General features: G+C 71.7%; 15 protein-coding genes. 12 read left to right on the forward strand and 3 right to left on the reverse strand.

Translation table 11 applies throughout. The annotated features are described in order from the left end of the window. Positions 1-26: 26 nt before the first annotated feature. Positions 27-701 carry a lysophospholipid acyltransferase family protein gene (locus NAG42_RS33170; RefSeq protein ID WP_250035906.1) on the forward strand — a complete coding sequence of 225 codons (675 nt, stop codon included), beginning with the start codon at positions 27-29 and terminating at the stop codon, positions 699-701. 3 nt (positions 702-704) lie between these two features. Here NAG42_RS33170 and NAG42_RS33175 read toward each other — a convergent pair whose 3' ends face one another. Both NAG42_RS33175 and NAG42_RS33180 read right to left on the reverse strand, forming a co-directional pair. Beyond that, complete coding sequence (locus tag NAG42_RS33175; RefSeq protein ID WP_250035907.1) at positions 705-2165, reverse strand: cryptochrome/photolyase family protein; 1461 nt, start codon at positions 2163-2165, stop codon at positions 705-707. Between the two features lie 28 nt (positions 2166-2193). Continuing rightward, entirely contained in the window at positions 2194-3333 is a 1140-nt protein-coding gene (locus NAG42_RS33180; protein ID WP_250035908.1) for a hypothetical protein, read from the reverse strand. Positions 3334-3499: 166 nt separating this feature from the next. On the opposite strand from NAG42_RS33180, the gene NAG42_RS33185 reads away from it, so the two are divergent. The 11 genes from NAG42_RS33185 (at position 3500) to NAG42_RS33235 (ending at position 16809) form a co-directional block, all read left to right on the forward strand. Then, the gene (locus NAG42_RS33185) at positions 3500-4297 is read left to right on the forward strand and encodes an alpha/beta fold hydrolase (protein ID WP_250035910.1); all 798 of its coding nucleotides are present in this window, start codon (positions 3500-3502) and stop codon (positions 4295-4297) included. A gap of 12 nt (positions 4298-4309) precedes the next feature. After that, a complete protein-coding gene (locus NAG42_RS33190) occupies positions 4310-6808 on the forward strand; it encodes a SpoIIE family protein phosphatase (protein ID WP_250035911.1) in 2499 nt (832 codons plus the stop codon). Beyond that, positions 6808-7191, forward strand: coding sequence for an STAS domain-containing protein (locus NAG42_RS33195; protein ID WP_250035912.1), 384 nt, complete (start codon positions 6808-6810; stop codon positions 7189-7191). The genes NAG42_RS33190 and NAG42_RS33195 overlap by 1 nt, the downstream gene beginning before the upstream one ends. Positions 7192-7211: 20 nt before the next feature. Beyond that, positions 7212-9155 carry a TIGR03960 family B12-binding radical SAM protein gene (locus NAG42_RS33200; protein ID WP_250035913.1) on the forward strand — a complete coding sequence of 648 codons (1944 nt, stop codon included), beginning with the start codon at positions 7212-7214 and terminating at the stop codon, positions 9153-9155. A gap of 1 nt (position 9156) precedes the next feature. Next, a complete protein-coding gene (locus NAG42_RS33205) occupies positions 9157-9924 on the forward strand; it encodes a TIGR03936 family radical SAM-associated protein (protein ID WP_250035914.1) in 768 nt (255 codons plus the stop codon). A gap of 248 nt (positions 9925-10172) precedes the next feature. After that, positions 10173-13337: an Rne/Rng family ribonuclease gene (locus NAG42_RS33210; protein WP_438872489.1), complete on the forward strand. Its 3165-nt coding sequence runs from the start codon at positions 10173-10175 to the stop codon at positions 13335-13337. Between the two features lie 124 nt (positions 13338-13461). After that, complete coding sequence (locus tag NAG42_RS33215) at positions 13462-14007, forward strand: hypothetical protein (RefSeq protein ID WP_250035916.1); 546 nt, start codon at positions 13462-13464, stop codon at positions 14005-14007. 172 nt (positions 14008-14179) lie between these two features. Further along, on the forward strand, positions 14180-14494 hold the full coding sequence (gene rplU, locus NAG42_RS33220) for a 50S ribosomal protein L21 (protein WP_250035917.1): 315 nt from the start codon (positions 14180-14182) through the stop codon (positions 14492-14494). Positions 14495-14508: 14 nt separating this feature from the next. Then, positions 14509-14766 carry a 50S ribosomal protein L27 gene (gene rpmA, locus NAG42_RS33225; protein ID WP_250035918.1) on the forward strand — a complete coding sequence of 86 codons (258 nt, stop codon included), beginning with the start codon at positions 14509-14511 and terminating at the stop codon, positions 14764-14766. 73 nt (positions 14767-14839) lie between these two features. Continuing rightward, positions 14840-16336, forward strand: a complete 1497-nt coding sequence (gene obgE, locus NAG42_RS33230; protein WP_250035919.1) for a GTPase ObgE — start codon at positions 14840-14842, stop codon at positions 16334-16336. 56 nt (positions 16337-16392) lie between these two features. Beyond that, the gene (locus tag NAG42_RS33235; RefSeq protein ID WP_250035920.1) at positions 16393-16809 is read left to right on the forward strand and encodes a GNAT family N-acetyltransferase; all 417 of its coding nucleotides are present in this window, start codon (positions 16393-16395) and stop codon (positions 16807-16809) included. On the opposite strand, the gene trpS is transcribed toward NAG42_RS33235, so the two are convergent. Further along, positions 16798-17775, reverse strand: a complete 978-nt coding sequence (trpS, locus tag NAG42_RS33240) for a tryptophan--tRNA ligase (RefSeq protein ID WP_250035921.1) — start codon at positions 17773-17775, stop codon at positions 16798-16800. The genes NAG42_RS33235 and trpS overlap by 12 nt on opposite strands. Positions 17776-17952 lie beyond the last annotated feature (177 nt).

Below are 17952 nucleotides of genomic sequence, written 5' to 3' on the forward strand. Positions count from 1 at the left end.
CACGCCTGTCCCCGGAGGAACCCCAGTTGCCGCTGCTCTACACGATCGGCAAGTTCACGGTCGGCAACGCGATGATGCTCGGCTGGCGGCCCCACGTCGAGGGCCTCGAGCACATCCCCCGGTCCGGTGGCGTGATCTTCGCCGGCAACCACCTGTCGGTCGCCGATGAGCTCTTCCTCGGCTCGGTGGTGCCTCGTCACCTCGCCTTCTGGGCCAAGGAGGAGTATTTCGACGGCACCGGCGTCAAGGGCTGGTTCAACCGCAGCCTGATGCACGGGCTCGGGGCCATCCGGGTCGCCCGCGGCGGCGGTCGCGCGGCGCTCACCGCCTTCGACGGCGCGATCCCGGTCCTCAAGGCCGGCGACGCGGTGGCGCTCTATCCCGAGGGCACCCGCTCACCCGACGGCCGGCTCTACCGGGGCCGCACCGGCGTGGCCCGGCTCGCTGTCGCGGCCGGGGTGCCGATCGTGCCCTGCGGCATGCTGGGCACCGAGAAGGTGCAGCCCATCGGCCAGCTCCTGCCCCGGCCGGCCCGAGGCGTCGTCACCGTCAAGTTCGGCGCGCCGATCCCGACCGCCGGCCGGGCCGACGACCGCACGTCGCTGCGCGAGCTCACCGACCAGGTGATGGCCGAGATCCAGAAGCTCACCGGCCAGGAGTACGTGCCTCGTTACGCCCCGGCCAAGCCGCCCAAGGAGTGAGGCTCACGGCGCGCGCGAGCCGCGCGCCGTCTCCTGCTCGACCAGGGCCTCGACGTCGCTCAGCCGGCGCAGGCCGTTCAGCGGCTGCCGCATGCGGTGGTTGCCGGCCAGCTCGGGCTCGTTGCGCGCCAGGAAGGCCCAGTAACCAGCGGTGTACGGGCACGCGTCGTCGCCCACCCGCACCTTCGGGTCGTATCGGCAGCCGCCGCAGTAATCGCTCATCCGGTTGATGTAGGCACCCCCGGACGCGTACGGCTTGGTGCTCATCCGCCCGGCGTCGGCGAACTGGCTCATGCCGATCACGTTGGCCGTCATCACCCACTCGTAGCCGTCGACGAAACAGCGGTGGAACCAGTCGGCCATCGCGCCGGGCCGCCATCCGCGCTGCATGGCGTAGTTGCCGAGCACCATCAGCCGCGGGATGTGATGCACCCAGCCGCGGTCCCGTACCCCGGCCAGCACGTCGGACAGGCAGCGCGCCTCGACCGCACCGGCATCCAAATCGGCGAACCAGCTCGGCAGCTCCCGCCGTGCCTTCAGCTCGTTGGAAGCGCGGTAGTCCGGCTCGAAATACCAGTACAGATGCCAGATGAAATCGCGCCAGCCGATGATCTGCCGGATGAAACCCTCGGTGCTCGCCAGGGGAGCGTCGCCGTCCCGGTACGCCTGTTCGGCGCGCTCGACGACCTCGAGCGGGTCGAGCAGGCCCAGGTTCATCGCGGCGCTGAGCATGCTGTGGCTCATCAGCGGGTCGCCGGCCAGCATGGCGTCCTCGTACGGGCCGAAGGTGGGCAGCCGGTGGGTCACGAAGTGCCGCAGCCGGGCCAGCGCCTCCCGCCGGGTCGCCGGGAACAGCCGAGGGCCGTCGTTCCCGACGAACTCGATGCCGTCCTCGCGCTCCCAGCGGTCGAGGTCGGCCCGGACCTGCTCGTCGATCTCGTCCTCGGTGATCGCCGGCGGTGGCGGTACGCCGAGGCGGTCGGCGCCGCGCGGCGGTGGCTCCCGGTTGTCGGCGTCCAGGTTCCACCGGCCGCCGACCGGCTCGTCGCCGTCCATCAGGATGCCGTGCCGCTGCCGGGCGTCCCGATAGAAGTCCTCCATCCGCAGGTGGCCGCGGCCGCCGGCCCAGGCGGTGAAGTCGGCCGGCGCGGTCACGAAGCCCCGCGGCGGCAGCACCTCGGTGACGGTGAGCAGCCGGTGGACGAGATCGCGAGCGCCCCGGGAGGTCGGATGGCAGACGGTCACCTCCTCCCGGACCGCTTCGGCATACGTCTCGGCCCGGACCAGCTGGACCCCGTCGTCCAGGGCGCGGTGGCGCAGCGCGGACAGGATCAGGTGTGCCTTCTGCCGGTGGAACACGCGACGCCGGAACACCGCCTTCGACTCCACGAGCAGCACCTTCTGGCCCGGGGAGTCCAGGAAGTGCGGGCCGAGCTGATCGGCGAAGAGCCAGCGGCGGGTCATCAGGTCATCGTGCCCGGGCCGGGCCCGATCAACCGGGAGTCAGCACTTCTTCCCGCAGCCGGGCGACCAGGTCGGCGCTGTCGGTGATCGAGCGCCGGGTGAGCAGCACGGTGGCCAGGCTGCCGTGGTCGGCCCAGGCGCAGACGACGACCGAGGTGCGGCCCTCCCGGCCGACGCCGCAGCGCTGGTGCGCGCCGGACTCCCCGAGGTCGAACTCCTGCACGTCCTCGAGCTGGTAATCGGCGGTGGCCTGATCGAGGCGGCCGCGGACGTCGGAGCCCGGGGTCAGCCGGAACCCGGTCTCGCCGATGACCGTGACCCGCTTGCCCCGGCCGTCGCGATAGACGCCGGCGAAGCCGCCCGGGTCGGTCTGCTCGGTGTCGCGCAACTGCAGGTCGGCGAAGGACTGGGGGAGGGCCGCGCTGACCGGGTACTGCCGGGCCGAGGGCAGCTGGAACCAGGCGAAGGGCAGGCCGCAGCAGCAGACCACACCGAGCAGGCTGAGCAGCGCGAGCCGGCGGCCCCAGCGGCGCTTGCGGCGCGGGGGCGGCAACGGGCGGGTGGCCGGGCGCGGAGCCCAGGGCGGCGGGGCGGGCAGGCGGCGGCCCTGGACGATCGGGCCGGGCGGGGGTGCCGGCGGCCCGGGGTGGGGGGCCGGGGGCCGGGTCTGGACCGGGAGCCGGTTGGCGGTGGCCTTCTCGAGGCGCTTGCGTTCCCTCTTGGTGAGCTTGGGTTTACTGAGCTTGGGCTTACTGGGCGCGGGAGCCGGTGCCGGCGCGGGCGCCGGAGCCGGTGCGGGCGCCGGAGCCGGTGCGGGAGCCGGTGCGGGAGCCGGTGCGGGCGCCGGGGGCTCGATGCGGGTGGGTGGCATCGGCGGGGGCGTGGTGTCGCCGGTGGGCAGGTGGAGTGGCTCCCACGGTGTGTCCTGGCCGGCCCACGGGTCGACCGGCGGCATGGTCAGCCACGGGTCGGCCGGTGTCGGCTCCTCGGGCTCCGGCCGGTCGTCGCGGCGCCACCACTGCTTGCGGGGCGACGGCGCGGGCACGGTCGCCGAGCCGCTCCAGCGCGCCGGCGCGTCGACTGTGGAGGGCTCGGAGCCGTCGTCCACCCGGGTCGGGTCGGGCACTCCGGCCGCCGGCTGAGTTTCCTCCGGCTGCTCCTGGGCCATCCGTCGATCTCCTTCGCTGCCGGCGAGGTGCCGGCGAGGTGGTCAACTCCCAGGTTAGAGGCGGTGTGCCACCCCCGCCCTCGATCGGCGGGCCGGTTCCGGCATTCAGATGCCGGACAACCAGGGCGATGTGCAAGACGCTGGGGAGCCGTATGGTTACCGGGACATGAGAACGACACAGAGAAACGCCGTCACCCTGACCGGGAATCCCACCGGTCAGCCGATGGTGTTCGCCCACGGGTATGGCTGCGACCAAAACATGTGGCGCCACGTCGCTCCGGCCTTCGCGGACTCTCATCGGCTCGTCCTTTTCGACCATGTCGGCAACGGCCGGTCCGACTTGTCGGCCTACGACGACGACCGCTACTCCTCGCTCGACGGCTATGCCGACGACGTCCTCGAGATCCTGCATGAGAACGACTTGTGGGACGTCGTCTTCGTGGGCCACTCGGTGAGCTCGATGATCGGTGTGATCGCCGCCAACAAGGAGCCCGAGCGCTTCGCCCGCCTGGTCCTCATCGGCCCGTCACCGCGCTACATCAACGAGGCCGGCGGCGGCTATCAGGGCGGCTTCGACAAGCCCGACATCGACTCCCTGCTCGACTCGCTCGACAGCAACTATCTCGGCTGGTCCAGCACGATGGCGCCGGTGATCATGGGCAACCCCGACCGGCCCGAGCTGGGTGCGGAGCTGACCAACAGCTTCTGCCGCACCGACCCCGAGATCGCGAAGAAGTTCGCGCGTGTCACCTTCCTCTCCGACAATCGCGATGATCTCCTCAAGTTGCGCACGCCCGCGTTGATCATGCAGTGCTCCGATGACGTGATCGCGCCGGCGATGGTGGGCGACTACGTTCACAAGCACACCGCCGGGAGCACACTGGTGCACCTCAACGCGACGGGGCACTGCCCCAACCTGAGCGCCCCGGAGGAGACCATCGACGCCATGAAGGCCTGGCTTTAGAAGCGGCGGACCGTGAGTGACTCTGGTGGGCCGGACGTGACGCAGGATCTGCGGCCGCCCTGGGACGAAGACCCCGATGACCTGTACGAGCATGCCCCGTGCGGGTATCTGACCACGCTTCCCGACGGCACCATCGTCCGGGTCAACCAGACCTTCCTGTCCTGGACGGGTTACACCCGCGGTGAGCTGGTCGGGCACCGCCGTTTCCGCGATCTGCTCACCTCGGGCGGGCGGATCTATCACGAGACCCACTACGCCCCGCTGCTGCGCATGCAGGACGAGGTGCACGAGCTGGCGTTCGACCTGGTCTGCTCGGACGGCCGGCAGCTGCCCACCCTGGTCAACTCGGTGCTGGCCCGGGCCGAGTCGGGGCAGCCCCGGGCGATCCGGACGACGGTCTTCAACGCCACCGAGCGCCGGCAGTACGAGAGGGAGCTGCTGCTCGCCCGGCAGATCGCCGAGGACTCCGAGCGGCGGGTCCGGGTGCTGCAACAGGTCGTGGCCGATCTGGCCGCCGCGCCGACCGAGGCCGAGGTGGCCGAGGCGATGGTGCGGGCGCCCGAGGCGGCCTTCGGCGCGGCCAGCAGCAGCATCTACCTCATCGACGACGAGCGCGACATCATCTACGCCGTCGCGTCGACCGACCCCACCACCGGCAACTGGGACGACATGGCGCGCTCGTCCGAGCGTGCCGTGGCCCGGGTCGCCGACCGCGGCGACCTGCACGTCGTCGGCTCGGTCACCGAGGCCCGGGAGCACTTTCCCGACCTGGTCGAGAGCATGCGCCGCTCGGGCCGCAGCACAGTCGTGCTCCTGCCGCTGACGACTGGCCCGACCGACGAGCTCGCCGGCCCGCAGACGCTCGGCGTGCTGGCGTTCAGCTTCAAGGGCGAGCGCCGGCTCACCGACGGCGAGCTGCGGGTCGTCCGTCTCCTCGGTCAGCAGGCCGGTCAGGCCCTCGACCGGGCCCGCCTCTACGACGAGCTGCGCCGGCGTCAGGAGCGCTCGAAGTTCCTGGCCGAGACCACCCGCTCGCTCGACGAGCTGCACCGGCTGCTGCCCCGCACCCGCCGCGTGGTCGACCGGGTGGTGCCCGAGATCGCCGACTGGGCCGAGGTGCGCCTGCACGTGGGCACAACGCCGGTCGTCGAGGATGCCGGCGGCCCCCGGCCCGACGAGGAGCTGCTGACCCAGCGGCTGGGCAAGGTGGCCGCGAGCGGTGAGCCGGTCTTCGCCGCCGACGGCGACCAGCTGGACTGCTCGGTGCTGCCGCTCACCGCCCGGGGCCTGGTGCTCGGCACCCTGGCGCTGCGGATGGCCCCCGACCGGCGGGGTGCCGCGGCCGAGCGGGCGTTCCTGATCGAGCTGGCCGACCGCGCCGGGCTCGCGCTCGAGAACGCCCGCCTCTACGAGCAGGAACGCCAGATCGCCCGGACCCTGCAGCGCAGCCTGCTCGCCGGCGACCTGCCCAGCGGCGACACCCGGTTCGCGGTCGAGACCCATTACCAGGCCGCCACGCACGACCTCGAGGTCGGCGGGGACTGGTTCGACGCCTTCCTGATCACCCAGGACAAGCTGGCGGTGGTGGTCGGCGACGTGGTGGGCCGCGGCATCGAGGCGGCCACCACGATGGGCCAGCTCCGCAGCGCGGTGCGCGCGCTCGCCTGCAACGCGAGCGGCCCGGCCCAGCTGATCGAGGGCCTCGACCGGTTCGTCGAGCGGGTGGAGTCGGCGCGGATGGCCACCGTGGCGTACGTCGAGATCGACCTCACCGACGGTGAGGTGGCCTACTCGTGCGCCGGGCACCTGCCGCCGCTGCTGCAGGAGCCGGCCGGCTCACCGGAATACCTGATGCAGGCCCGATCGGCGCCGCTGGGCTCGAAGGCCGGTGACAAGAACCGCACCGAGCAGCGCCGGCGCCTGCCCGCCGGCAGCCGCCTGCTGCTCTACACCGACGGCCTGATCGAGCGCCGCACCCGCCCGATCGACAAGGGCTTCGAGCTGCTCGCCCGCGAGTACGCGAGACGCCGGGACGCGCCGCTGCAGGGGCTCGCGGCCACCCTGGCCGACACCCTGGTCGGCCGCGACCACTCGGACGACGTCTGCATGCTCTGCCTGACGCTGGGCACCGAGGAGCGCATCGAGCGCACCATCGGCGCCGACCGCATGCAGATCGCCCTGCTCCGGGCCGATCTGCGAGCGTGGCTGGTGGCCCACGAGGTCGAGTCCGGCTGCCGCGACGCGGTGCTGCTGGCCTGCTCCGAGGCCGTGGCCAACGCGATCGAGCACGGCTACCGCGACGACCCGTTCGGCATGATCGACGTGGTCGCCACGGTGACCACCGACGCCGTCGAGGTGCGGGTCACCGATCGGGGCACCTGGCGGGGCGCGGTCAGCGACGTGGCCCGCGGGCGTGGTCTGCAGTTGATACGGGAGTCGATGGATCAGGTGCTGTTCGACCGCAGCGACGGCACCACCGTGACCATGCGCCGCCGACGGGGGGCCGAGTGATGGAGTTCACCCGGGGTGGCCGGCCGGTGCCGATGGGGCAGCTGGATCGCTGGGTCACCTTCTCGACGTTCGGCGACGCCGAGCTGGTGTCGCTGACGGGTGAGATAGACCTGGCCAACGCGCCCGAGATCGGCCGGGCGATCGTCGAGCGGATCGAGACGGCGGGCAAGGTGCTGATCGACCTGACCACCGTCTCGTTCCTCGACAGCGCCGGGGTGCGCCTGCTCGACGCCCTGGTCGGCGACCTCAACGACCACGGCAAGCCGACCCGGTTGGTGGTGGGCCGGACCGGCGCCGCCCGCATGACGCTCCAGCTGTGCGCGTTTCGCGAGGATGTGCTGGCCACCGACCTGGACCGGGCCGCGGCCGAGATAAGCAGCTGACCCGCGTACCGTAGAGGCCCATGAGCGTACGTTCCGTCTTCCCGCAGCTCGAGCAGCTGCTGCCCCGGGTCAGCAAGCCGATCCAGTACGTGGGCGGCGAGCTCGGCGCCGTCGTCAAGGACTGGGATGCGACGACGGTCCGCTGGGCTCTGATGTATCCCGACGCGTACGAGGTGGGCCTGCCCAACCAGGGCGTCCAGATCCTCTACGAGGTGCTCAACGAGCAGGACGACGTGCTGGCCGAGCGCACCTACGCGGTGTGGCCCGACCTCGAGGCGCTGATGAAGGAGAACGGCGTTCCCGCGTTCACCGTCGACGCCCATCGTCCGGTCAAGGCCTTCGACGTCCTCGGCCTGTCGTTCGCGACCGAGCTCGGCTACACCAACATGCTGTCCGCCCTCGACCTGGCCGGCATCCCGATGGACAGCGCCGACCGGGGCGACGACGACCCGATCGTGCTGGCCGGCGGCCACGCCAGCTTCAACCCCGAGCCGATCGCCGACTTCATCGACGCCGCCGTGCTGGGCGACGGCGAGGAGGCCGTCCTCGAGATCACCGGCATCATCCGGGAGTGGAAGGCCGAGGGCCGTCCCGGTGGCCGCGACGAGCTGCTGCTGCGCCTGGCCCGCACCGAGAGCATCTACGTCCCTCGCTTCTACGACGTCGACTATCTGCCCGACGGCCGCATCCAGCGCGTGGTGCCCAACCGGCCGGACGTGCCGTTCCGGGTCGCCAAGCGCACGACGATGGATCTCGACGCCTGGCCCTACCCCAAGAAGCCCCTGGTCCCGCTGGCCGAGACGGTCCACGAGCGCTACGCGGTGGAGATCTTCCGCGGCTGCACCCGGGGCTGCCGCTTCTGCCAGGCGGGCATGATCACCCGCCCGGTCCGGGAGCGCTCGATCACCACGGTCGGCCAGATGGTCAAGGAGGGCCTCGAGTTCTCCGGCTTCAACGAGGTCGGCCTGCTCTCCCTCTCCAGCGCCGACCACTCCGAGATCGGCGACATGTGCTCCGGCCTGGCCGAGCAGTACGCGGACACGAATGTCTCGCTGTCGCTGCCGTCGACCCGGGTCGACGCCTTCAACATCGACCTGGCCCAGGAGTTGTCCCGCAACGGGCGCCGCACCGGCCTGACCTTCGCTCCCGAGGGCGGCTCCGAGCGCATCCGCAAGGTCATCAACAAGATGGTGACCGAGGAGGACCTGATCCGGACGGTCGTGACCGCCTACAGCAACGGCTGGCGGCAGGTCAAGCTCTACTTCATGTGCGGGCTGCCCACCGAGACCGACGAGGACGTGCTCCAGATCGGCCGCATGGCCCACGAGGTCATCAAGGCCGGCCGGATCGCCGCCGGCACCAAGGACATCCGCTGTACGGTGTCGATCGGCGGGTTCGTGCCCAAGCCGCACACCCCGTTCCAGTGGGCGCCGATGGAGCGCCCCGAGGTCATCGATGCCCGCCTCCAGATGCTCAAGCAGGAGATCAACAGCGACCGGGGGCTGGGCCGGGCCATCGGCTACCGCTACCACGACGGTGAGCCGTCGCTGATCGAGGGCCTGCTCTCGCGGGGCGACCGCCGGGTCGGTGCGGTCATCCGCCGCGCCTGGGAGAAGGGCGGCCGCTTCGACGGCTGGAGCGAGCACTTCTCGTACGCCCGGTGGGTCGAGGCCTGCGCCGAGGTGCTGCCCGGCTTCGGTGTCGACCTCGACTGGTACACCACCCGTGAGCGGCAGCACTCCGAGGTGCTGCCCTGGGACCACCTGGACTCGGGTCTCGACAAGGACTGGCTCTGGCAGGACTGGCAGGACTCGATGTCCGAGTTCGAGCAGGACGACTGCCGCTGGACCCCGTGCTTCGACTGCGGTGTCTGCCCGTCGATGGACACCGAGATCCAGATCGGCCCCACCGGTAAGAAACTGCTGCCGCTGACTCCCGTGAACTCCCTGCGGATCTCCGCCTGACATGGCCAAGAACCAGCCCGTCGGCGGTCAGGCGCCGATCGTCCAGCGGATCCGCATCCGGTATGCCAAGCGCGGCCCGCTCCGCTTCACCTCGCACCGCGATTTCGCACGGGCGTTCGAGCGGGCGCTGCGCCGGGCCGCCGCACCGATCGCGTTCTCCCAGGGCTTCACCCCGCACCCCAAGATCTCGTACGCCAGTGCGGCGCCCACCGGCGTCGGCAGCGAGGCGGAGTACCTGGAGATCGGCTTGCAGGCCGAGGTCGACCCCGAACAGCTGCGCGTGGCCCTGGACGCCGCGCTCTCGCCCGGGCTCGACGTGCTCGAGGCCGTGGTGGCCGGCCCGGGCAGCCTGGCCGACCGGATCGACGCCTCGCGCTGGCGCCTGGAGCTGCCCTCGGTCGGCCCGGCCGAGGCCGAGGCGGCCGTCAAGGCGTTCCGCGAACTCGACGAAGTGCTGGTCGAGCGCATGACCAAGCAGGGCCGGCGCTCGTTCGACGCCCGCCAGGCAGTGACTCTCATCGCTGTGACGGAGCAGTCCGCCGGACCTTCCGAAGCGGACGGCGCACCGTGTGCGATAATCGACCTTGTCGTACGACAGGTGACGCCCGCCGTGCGACCCGATGACGTCCTTTCCGGCCTGCGCGTGGCAGCGGGCCTGGAGCCGCCGGTGCCCCCACGGGTGACCCGGCTGGCCCAGGGCACGCTCACCGCGCAGGGGGAGATCGCCGATCCGTTGGACGCGGATCGCGCGTCGGCCCTTCCGGGTTGAGGACTGCTTCATCGGGGGGCGTCGGCTGCAGCTGACGTCCGTTGACAGACTTCGGCAGCCTGCCGCTTACCCGGCGGGACCGAAATACTTGCGGCGACCCTGCGTGGCAGCGCTCAAACGCGCCCGGGGCCGCCAGAACTGGAGAGCGCCCCATGCTCGATAACGAGCCCCAGGACAACTTGGGAGAACAGGGCGGTGACGGGGCCGGAGCAGCCGCTCCGCCCGAGACCGCCGCAGCCACTACCCCCGTGCGCCGCACGCGTGCCCCGCGCCGCAAGGCCGCGGCCGCTCCGGCCGCCGATCAGACCGACGCCGCGGGTCCGTCCGACCCCGCGGCGACCACCACCGAGCCGCCGGCCGCCCCGGCCGACGACCCGACCCCGGCCGACGTGCCGGCCGGTGAGCCGCCGGCCAAGCCGGTGAAGGCCACCCGCAGTCGTCGCAAGGCGACCGCGCCGGCCGCTGCTCCGGCGGCTTCCGCCGCCGAGCCCGAGGCCACCGCGGCCGCGCCGACCGAGCCCGAGGCCACCGCGGCCGCCGAGCCCGAGGCCGCGCCGCCGGTGAAGGCCACCCGCGCCCGGCGCAAGAAGGCCGCCGCCCCCGCCGCCCCGGTGGAGGAGCCGGTCGCCGAGACGCCGGCCGAGGTCCCCGCCGAGCCGGTCCGGGTGGAAGCCCTGATCGAGGGCGAGGAGCCCGTGGTCGAGGACGAGGCACCGGTCGAGGACGAGGCATCGCCGATCATCGGCGTGATTCCGCTCGACGCCGACTTCGTCGAGCCCGAGACGCCCCCGCGCCGGGGCCGCCGGGCCGCTGCCCTGCCGCCCGCCGTGCTCTTCATGCCGCCCGACCCGACCGAGGCCGCGCCGGCTCCGGCCCGGCGGACCCGCCGCGGTGCCGCGGTGCCGCCCGTCGTCGCCGAGGTGCCCGAGGTCGCCGAGACCCCGGCCGTCACCCCGGTCGAGGCCGAGGTCGCCGAGCCGCCCGCCGTCACCGAGGAGCCGGCCGAGGGGGTCCGCCGCAGCCGGCGCCGTCGCCGCGGCGCGGCCGAGGAGCCCGCCGAGGCCGTGGTGGCCGAGGTGACCGCCCCGCCCGCCGAGGAGACGGTCGACGAGGCCGACGAGAGTGCCGACGACGTCGAGGACGGCGCCGACGACGACGGTGACGACGACGACGACACCGCGGCCGGCCGCCGGCGCCGTCGTCGCGGCCGCCGGGGCCGTGGCCGGGGCAAGGGCCCGGCCGAGGACGGCGAGCAGGACGAGACCGAGGACGGCACCGAGGCCTCGGCCGAGGAGGAGTCCGAGGACGAGGAAGAGGGCGACGAGGGTGACGGGGTCACCCGCCGTCGCCGTCGCCGTCGCCGCAAGGGTTCGACCGGTGACGCCGAGACCGGTGGCATCGAGGACGGGGTGCACACCGTCGTGCGGGTCCGTGAGCCCCGCCGCACCACCTCCGACGAGGTGCAGGGCGTCTCGGGCTCGACCCGGCTCGAGGCCAAGCGTCAGCGCCGCCGGGACGGCCGTGAGCAGCGCCGGACCCGCCCGCCGATCCTCAGCGAGTCGGAGTTCCTGGCCCGTCGCGAGGCGGTCGACCGGGTGATGGTCGTGCGGCAGAAGCCCGACCGCACCCAGATCGCGGTGATGGAAGACGGCATCCTGGTCGAGCACTACGTGTCGCGCAGCACCTCCGGCACGATGGTCGGCAACGTCTACCTCGGCAAGGTGCAGAACGTGCTGCCCAGCATGGAGGCGGCGTTCGTGGACATCGGCCGGGGCCGCAACGCGGTGCTCTACGCCGGTGAGGTCAACTGGGACGCCACCGGGCTCGAGGGCCGGGCCCGCTCGATCGAGCAGGCGCTGCGCTCCGGCGACTCGGTGCTGGTGCAGGTGACCAAGGACCCGATCGGGCACAAGGGGGCCCGGCTGAGCAGCCACATCGCGCTCTCCGGCCGGCACCTGGTCTACGTGCCCAACGGCAACGCCTCGGGGATCAGCCGCAAGCTGCCCGACAACGAGCGCAAGCGCCTGCGGGACGTACTGAAGAAGCTTGTTCCCGACGGCGCCGGCGTGATCGTGCGGACGGCGGCCGAGGGCGCCAGCGAGGACGATCTGGCCCGCGACGTCAAGCGGCTGCAGGCGCAGTGGGAGGAGATCCAGCGCCGGTCGGCCGAGGGCCACGCGCCGGCCGCCCTCTCCGAGGAGCCCGACCTGGTCATCCGGGTCGTCCGCGACCTGTTCAACGAGGATTTCCGCGAGTTGATCGTGCAGGGCGACTCGGCGTACGGGGAGCTCGAGAACTACCTCAACTCGGTCTCACCCGACCTGCTGGAGCGCATGCACCGCTACACCGGCACCGGGGACGTCTTCGCCGACAAGCGCATCGACGAGCAGATCCTCAAGGGTCTCGACCGCAAGGTGTTCCTGCCCTCGGGCGGCCACCTGGTGTTCGACCGCACCGAGGCGATGACCGTGGTCGACGTCAACACCGGTAAGTACACCGGTGCCGGCGGTAACCTCGAGGAGACGGTGACCCGCAACAACCTCGAGGCCGCGGAGGAGATCGTCCGGCAGCTGCGGCTGCGCGACCTCGGTGGCATCGTGGTCATCGACTTCATCGACATGGTGCTCGAGAGCAACCGCGAGCTCGTGCTGCGGCGGCTCACCGAGTGCCTGGGCCGCGACCGCACCAAGCACCAGGTCACCGAGATCACCTCGCTCGGCCTGGTGCAGATGACCCGTAAGCGGATCGGCTCGGGCCTGCTCGAGGCGTTCAGCGAGACCTGCGACCACTGCAAGGGCCGCGGCGTGCTGATCCACACCGAGCCGGTGCCCGAGAAGCGGTCCAACGGCGGCGCGGGCACCCAGGTCAAGGCGGTCGCCGCGGCGGCGCGCACGGAGACCGCCCCGGTCCAGCCGCAGCAACAGCAGCAGCCGGCGGCCGGCAAGTCCCGGCGCCGCCGGGGCGGCGGTGGCGAGCCCGTGGTCGCCGAGCCGGCCGTCGTCGAGATCGAGGCCCCGGCCGAGCTGGTGGTCGACATCGACGCCCCGGCCGAGCTGGTGGTCGACATCGAGGCTCCGGCCGAGCAGGTGATCGAGGTCGTCCGCCACGAGGGTGGCGACGATCCGGCGGCCGAGACCGCGGGTCTGCCCCCGGTGGCGGGTTCGGGCATCGTCACGGCGGGCCGGCCGGCGGTCAGCACGTCGGATGCCGATGACGAGTACGACATCAGCGGCTACGACCTGTCGCGGTACGAGGCAGCTGAGCCCGACGCGGAGCCGCTGCAGCTCACCGGGTCGGACGACCCGGACGCGGCTGACGAGGACGACGACGACGAGGACGACGGGTCGGTCGGGGCCGGGGCCGGACGGCGCCGCTCACGGCGGAGCGGGACCCGGCGGCGTACGCGTCCCTGACCTGGCTTGACGGTTCGACAGGAGCGGTTTGGTAAAGAAAGTTAACTGCCAAGCCGCTCCGTTCCGTTCCGTCGGTTACCCTCGCGGGATCGATCAGCCTTTCCCCCGAGGAGACCGAGCCCCCATGTCCCGATTCCCCCTGCGTCAAGGCCTCGCCGTGTGCGTGGCACTGGGCGCGTTCGCGGCCACGGCCGCCTGCTCCTCCTCGTCCGGCGGCGGCGACGCTGCCGGCCCGAGTGCTGGCGCTGTTCCGGGCGCCGGTTCGGCCGCCCGGGCCTCCGCGGTGCCGCCGGCCCCGGTCGACCCGTCCGCCGCGGCCTCGGCCGACGCCGCGCTGACCGGCAACACCAAAGAGATCTGCGCCCAGGCCGAGCGGGCGAGCACCAGCTTCGGTGAGATCTTCATCGCCGACCTCAAACTGCAGATCGACGCGGCGGGCAAGGGGGCGCAGGCCAAGCGGCAGGCCGCCGAGAAGGTCTCGCGTGATGTTCAAAACTACTCGTTCGCGCTCGCCGACATGGCCGGCCTGACCACCGATCCGGGTCTCAAGAAGGCGCTGACCGAGATGAGTTCGCAGGTCAAAGCGTTGAAGGGTGACATCACCAAGATCAACGCGGACAAGATGTCGGCGCTCTCGGCGCGGCTCGACAAGGCCTGCGGCCGAGGCTGATCCCGCCCCGGTTTGGGATCGGCGCTCTTCATGAAGTAGTCTTTCTGCTGGCGCTTTTCCAGGCGCCGTGCTTCCGTGCCCGCCTCGGTTTTGTGAGGGCGAGAGCCGGGATCTCAGCTTCATCCGCCAAGCAGCGTTCCGCGTTGCGTAAGTCTCAGGGAGTCCGCGTCCGATGTACGCGATCGTCAAGACCGGCGGCAAGCAGTACAAGGTTGCCGAGGGCGACGTGATCGAGGTCGAGAAGCTCGCGGGTGTTCCCGGCGACTCGCTGACGCTCGCCGCAGTCCTCCTCGTCGACGGTGACAACCTGGTGACCGATGCGGCCAAGCTTGCCAAGGTGACGGTGTCCGGCGAGATCGCCGAGCACACCAAGGGTCCGAAGATCCGGATCCACAAGTTCAAGAACAAGACCGGTTACCACAAGCGTCAGGGGCACCGTCAGCCGCTGACCAAGATCAAGGTCACCGGCATCCAGAGCGGGAAGTAAGGGGCGGATCACTCATGGCTCACAAAAAGGGTGCATCCAGCTCGCGCAACGGCCGTGACTCCGCCGCGCAGCGGCTGGGCGTCAAGCGGTTCGGCGGCCAGCTGGTCAGTGCCGGCGAGATCCTGATCCGCCAGCGCGGCACGAAGTTCCACCCGGGCGACCTGGTCGGCCGCGGTGGCGACGACACGCTGTTCGCGCTGGCGAACGGCAATGTGCTGTTCGGCACGAAGCGCGGTCGCAAGACCGTCAGCATCGTTCCGGCTGCGGAGTAGAGTTTTTCCGAAGCGGGCCGCGGACCTCCGGGTCCTCGGCCCGCTTTGTTTTGTTCTTATGAAGGAGTGAGCAGTGACCACGTTCGTCGATCGAGTCGTGCTGCACCTGCAGGCCGGTGACGGCGGGCACGGCTGCGTCTCGGTGCGCCGCGAGAAGTTCAAGCCGCTGGGCGGTCCCGACGGCGGTAACGGCGGGCACGGCGGCGGCATCACCCTGGTGGTCGACCCGCAGCAGCACACGCTGCTCGACTTCCACTTCCACCCGCACATCAAGGGCGGCAACGGCGGCGGCGGCGCGGGCGCCAACCGCGACGGCGCCAATGGCAAAGACCTCGTGATCAAGGTGCCCGACGGCACGGTCGTGCAGACCGCCGACGGCGAGGTGCTGGCCGACCTGATCGGGGCCGGCACAACCTTCGAGGTGGCCCGCGGTGGCCGCGGTGGCCGGGGCAACGCCTCGCTGGCCAACACCCGCCGTAAGGTGCCGGGCTTCGCCGAGCTGGGTGAGCCGGGCGACAGCCTCGACGTCGTGCTCGAGCTCAAGAGCGTCGCCGACGTGGGCCTGGTCGGCTTCCCATCGGCCGGCAAGTCGTCATTGATCTCGGTGATCTCCGCGGCCAAGCCCAAGATCGCTGACTACCCGTTCACCACGCTGGTGCCCAACCTCGGCGTGGTGCAGGCGGGCGACCAGATCTTCACGGTGGCCGACGTGCCGGGGCTGATCCCGGGCGCGGCGACCGGCAAGGGCCTGGGCATGCAGTTCCTGCGGCACATCGAGCGCACCTCGGTGCTGCTGCACGTGCTCGACGCGGCGGCGCCCGAGATCGAGCGGGACCCGCTGGCCGACCTCGACGCTATCGAGGCCGAGCTGGCGGCGTACGGCGGTCTCGAGGACAGGCCGCGACTGGTGGTGCTCAACAAGATCGACATCCCGGACGGGCGCGACCTGGCCGAGATGGTGCGGCCCGACCTCGAGGCCCGCGGCTATCGCGTCTTCGAGGTCAGCGCGATCACCCGCGAGGGCCTCAAGGAGCTGGTCTTCGCGCTGGCCGAGGTGGTCGCCCAGCACCGCCTGGACCACCCGGTGCAGGAGCCGACCCGGGCCATCGTGCGCCCCCGCGCGGTCGACGAGTCGGGCTTCACGGTCGAGCAGGACGCCGAGGGCGTCTACGTGGTGAGCGGAGTCAAGGTCGAGCGGTGGATCCGCCAGACCAACTTCGACAACGACGAGGCCGTGGGTTACCTGGCCGACCGGCTCGAGCGCCTCGGCGTCGAGGACGCGCTGGCCAAGAAGGGCGCCCGCCCGGGCGACCCGGTGCGCATCGGCGAGCGCGAGTTCGACTGGCAGCCCAACGCCGGCGAGTTCGTGTCGGGCCCCCGGGGCACCGACGCCCGCCTCGAGGACGAGGCCGCCCGGGCCACCGCCGCCGACCGTCTGGCCGCCCGCAAGGCCCGCCGCGTGCGCTCCGACGACGAGCTGCTGCACATGGCGGCCGACGGCACGGTCACCAGCGTGGCCAACGCCCATCGGCCCGTCCTGGTGACAGATGACGACGACACCGACGAATAGGGCGTAGTCCAGCTCGGCGCAACCCTGTGGCAAAGGTGGTCGCCTAGGGTCACGACGTGTTGATCGAAGCCAGGCCCGCCCTGGACCCCGAGCTGGCCGCTCTCGTCGCGGCCCAGCGGCACGAGGGCGGCCAGGGCTTCGTGCCGGACGACCGCGCCGCGTATTTCGTGGCGGTGGTCGACGGCCGGGCCGTGGCCTGCGGTGCGTGGCGGGCGCTGCCCGAGATCGGGGTGGCCGAGATCAACCGGATGTACGTGCGACCCTCCTTCCGCTGCCGCGGCATCGCCCGACAGATGATCGTCGCGCTCGAGGAGGAGGCGCTCGCCGCGGGCCGGCCGGTGATCCGGTTGACCACCGGTGTGTCCTCGCCCGCGGCGCTCGCCCTCTATCAGTCGTCGGGCTACAACCGGGTGCCGACTTGCGAGCCCGCCATGTTCTGCTTCGAGAAGCGGCTCACCGCCTCAGTCCAATAGGCCGAGGGCGGCACGGGTCCGGCGTACGGTCTCGGCGGCGCGCGGACGCACCCGGGCCGAGCCCTCGGCCAAGATCTGGCGGACGTGCCCGGGGTCCTCCGACAGCTCGGCGTACCGCGCTCTGATCGGCGCCAGGACCGCCTCGACCGCGTCCGTCACCTCGCGCTTGAGCGCGCCGTAGGACGTGAAGGAGCCGGGCTCCCGGTCGGCGCAGGCACGCAGGACGGCCAGCAGGTTGGTCACGCCGGGCTGGCCATCCGGGTCGTCCCGCACGACGCCGACGGTGTCGGTGACCGCCCGCGCGATGGTCCGGCGGATCACCTCGGGCGGATCGAGCAACCCGATCCGGCCCGCCGCCGAGGGCGTGCTCTTGCTCATCTTGCGGGTCGGGTCGGCCAGGTCCATGATCCGGGCGGCCGACTCGGGCCGGATGCCCTCGGGCACCGTGAAGGTGTCGCCGTAACGCGCGTTGAACCGGGCCGAGATCGTGCGGGCGAGCTCCAGGTGCTGACTCTGGTCGTCGCCCACCGGCACCTGCTCGCTGTCGTGCACGAGGATGTCGGCCGCCATGAGCACCGGATAGGTCAGCAGGCTGAGACGCACCCCGGACTTGCCGGCAGCGGATTTCTCCTTGAACTGGATCATGCGAGCGGCCTCGCCGTAGCCGGTCGCGCTCTCGAGCAGGTAGTGCAGCTCGGTGTGCTCGGGCACCTGCGAGTTGGCGATCACGGCGGTGCGCCGCGGGTCGACGCCGGCCGCGAGCAGCACGGTGGCCACCTGCAACGTGTTCGCGCGCAGCCGGTCGGGGTCGTGCTCGACGGTCAGCGCGTGCAGGTCGGCGATCATCGCGATGGAATGAGTGGTCTCGGGTCTCTCCTGAGCCCGCACCAGCGGGCGCATGGCGCCGACGAGGTTGCCGAGGTGCAGGTGGCCGGTCGGCTGGAAGCCGGTGAGACGGCGGGTCATGGTGTGTCCTCCGGGGCCGGAGGCCACTCCTCCCGGGGACATGACAACGGCCGCCCGGAAGGGGCGGCCGCGATGGTGGTGCGCGTCGAGGGGAGCCGCCCGTCAGGGCAGCCACCGGGCAAGGTTCGCGCGCATGGAGCCCACGATAGCAGCGGAACGGCTCATAACGGATGATGG

This window comes from Paractinoplanes maris (genome assembly GCF_023544465.1).
GTDB classification, from domain to species: Bacteria; Actinomycetota; Actinomycetes; order Mycobacteriales; family Micromonosporaceae; genus Actinoplanes; species Actinoplanes maris.

Coding starts and splice junctions, on each gene's coding strand:
- NAG42_RS33195 (WP_250035912.1), top strand. CDS start 6,808: ATGGAGTTCACCCGGGGTGGCCGGCCGGTGCCGATGGGGCAGCTGGAT.
- rplU (WP_250035917.1), top strand. CDS start 14,180: ATGTACGCGATCGTCAAGACCGGCGGCAAGCAGTACAAGGTTGCCGAG.
- NAG42_RS33200 (WP_250035913.1), top strand. CDS start 7,212: ATGAGCGTACGTTCCGTCTTCCCGCAGCTCGAGCAGCTGCTGCCCCGG.
- NAG42_RS33175 (WP_250035907.1), bottom strand. CDS start 2,165: ATGACCCGCCGCTGGCTCTTCGCCGATCAGCTCGGCCCGCACTTCCTG.
- NAG42_RS33215 (WP_250035916.1), top strand. CDS start 13,462: ATGTCCCGATTCCCCCTGCGTCAAGGCCTCGCCGTGTGCGTGGCACTG.
- rpmA (WP_250035918.1), top strand. CDS start 14,509: ATGGCTCACAAAAAGGGTGCATCCAGCTCGCGCAACGGCCGTGACTCC.
- NAG42_RS33180 (WP_250035908.1), bottom strand. CDS start 3,333: ATGGCCCAGGAGCAGCCGGAGGAAACTCAGCCGGCGGCCGGAGTGCCC.
- trpS (WP_250035921.1), bottom strand. CDS start 17,775: ATGACCCGCCGTCTCACCGGCTTCCAGCCGACCGGCCACCTGCACCTC.
- NAG42_RS33205 (WP_250035914.1), top strand. CDS start 9,157: ATGGCCAAGAACCAGCCCGTCGGCGGTCAGGCGCCGATCGTCCAGCGG.
- NAG42_RS33185 (WP_250035910.1), top strand. CDS start 3,500: ATGAGAACGACACAGAGAAACGCCGTCACCCTGACCGGGAATCCCACC.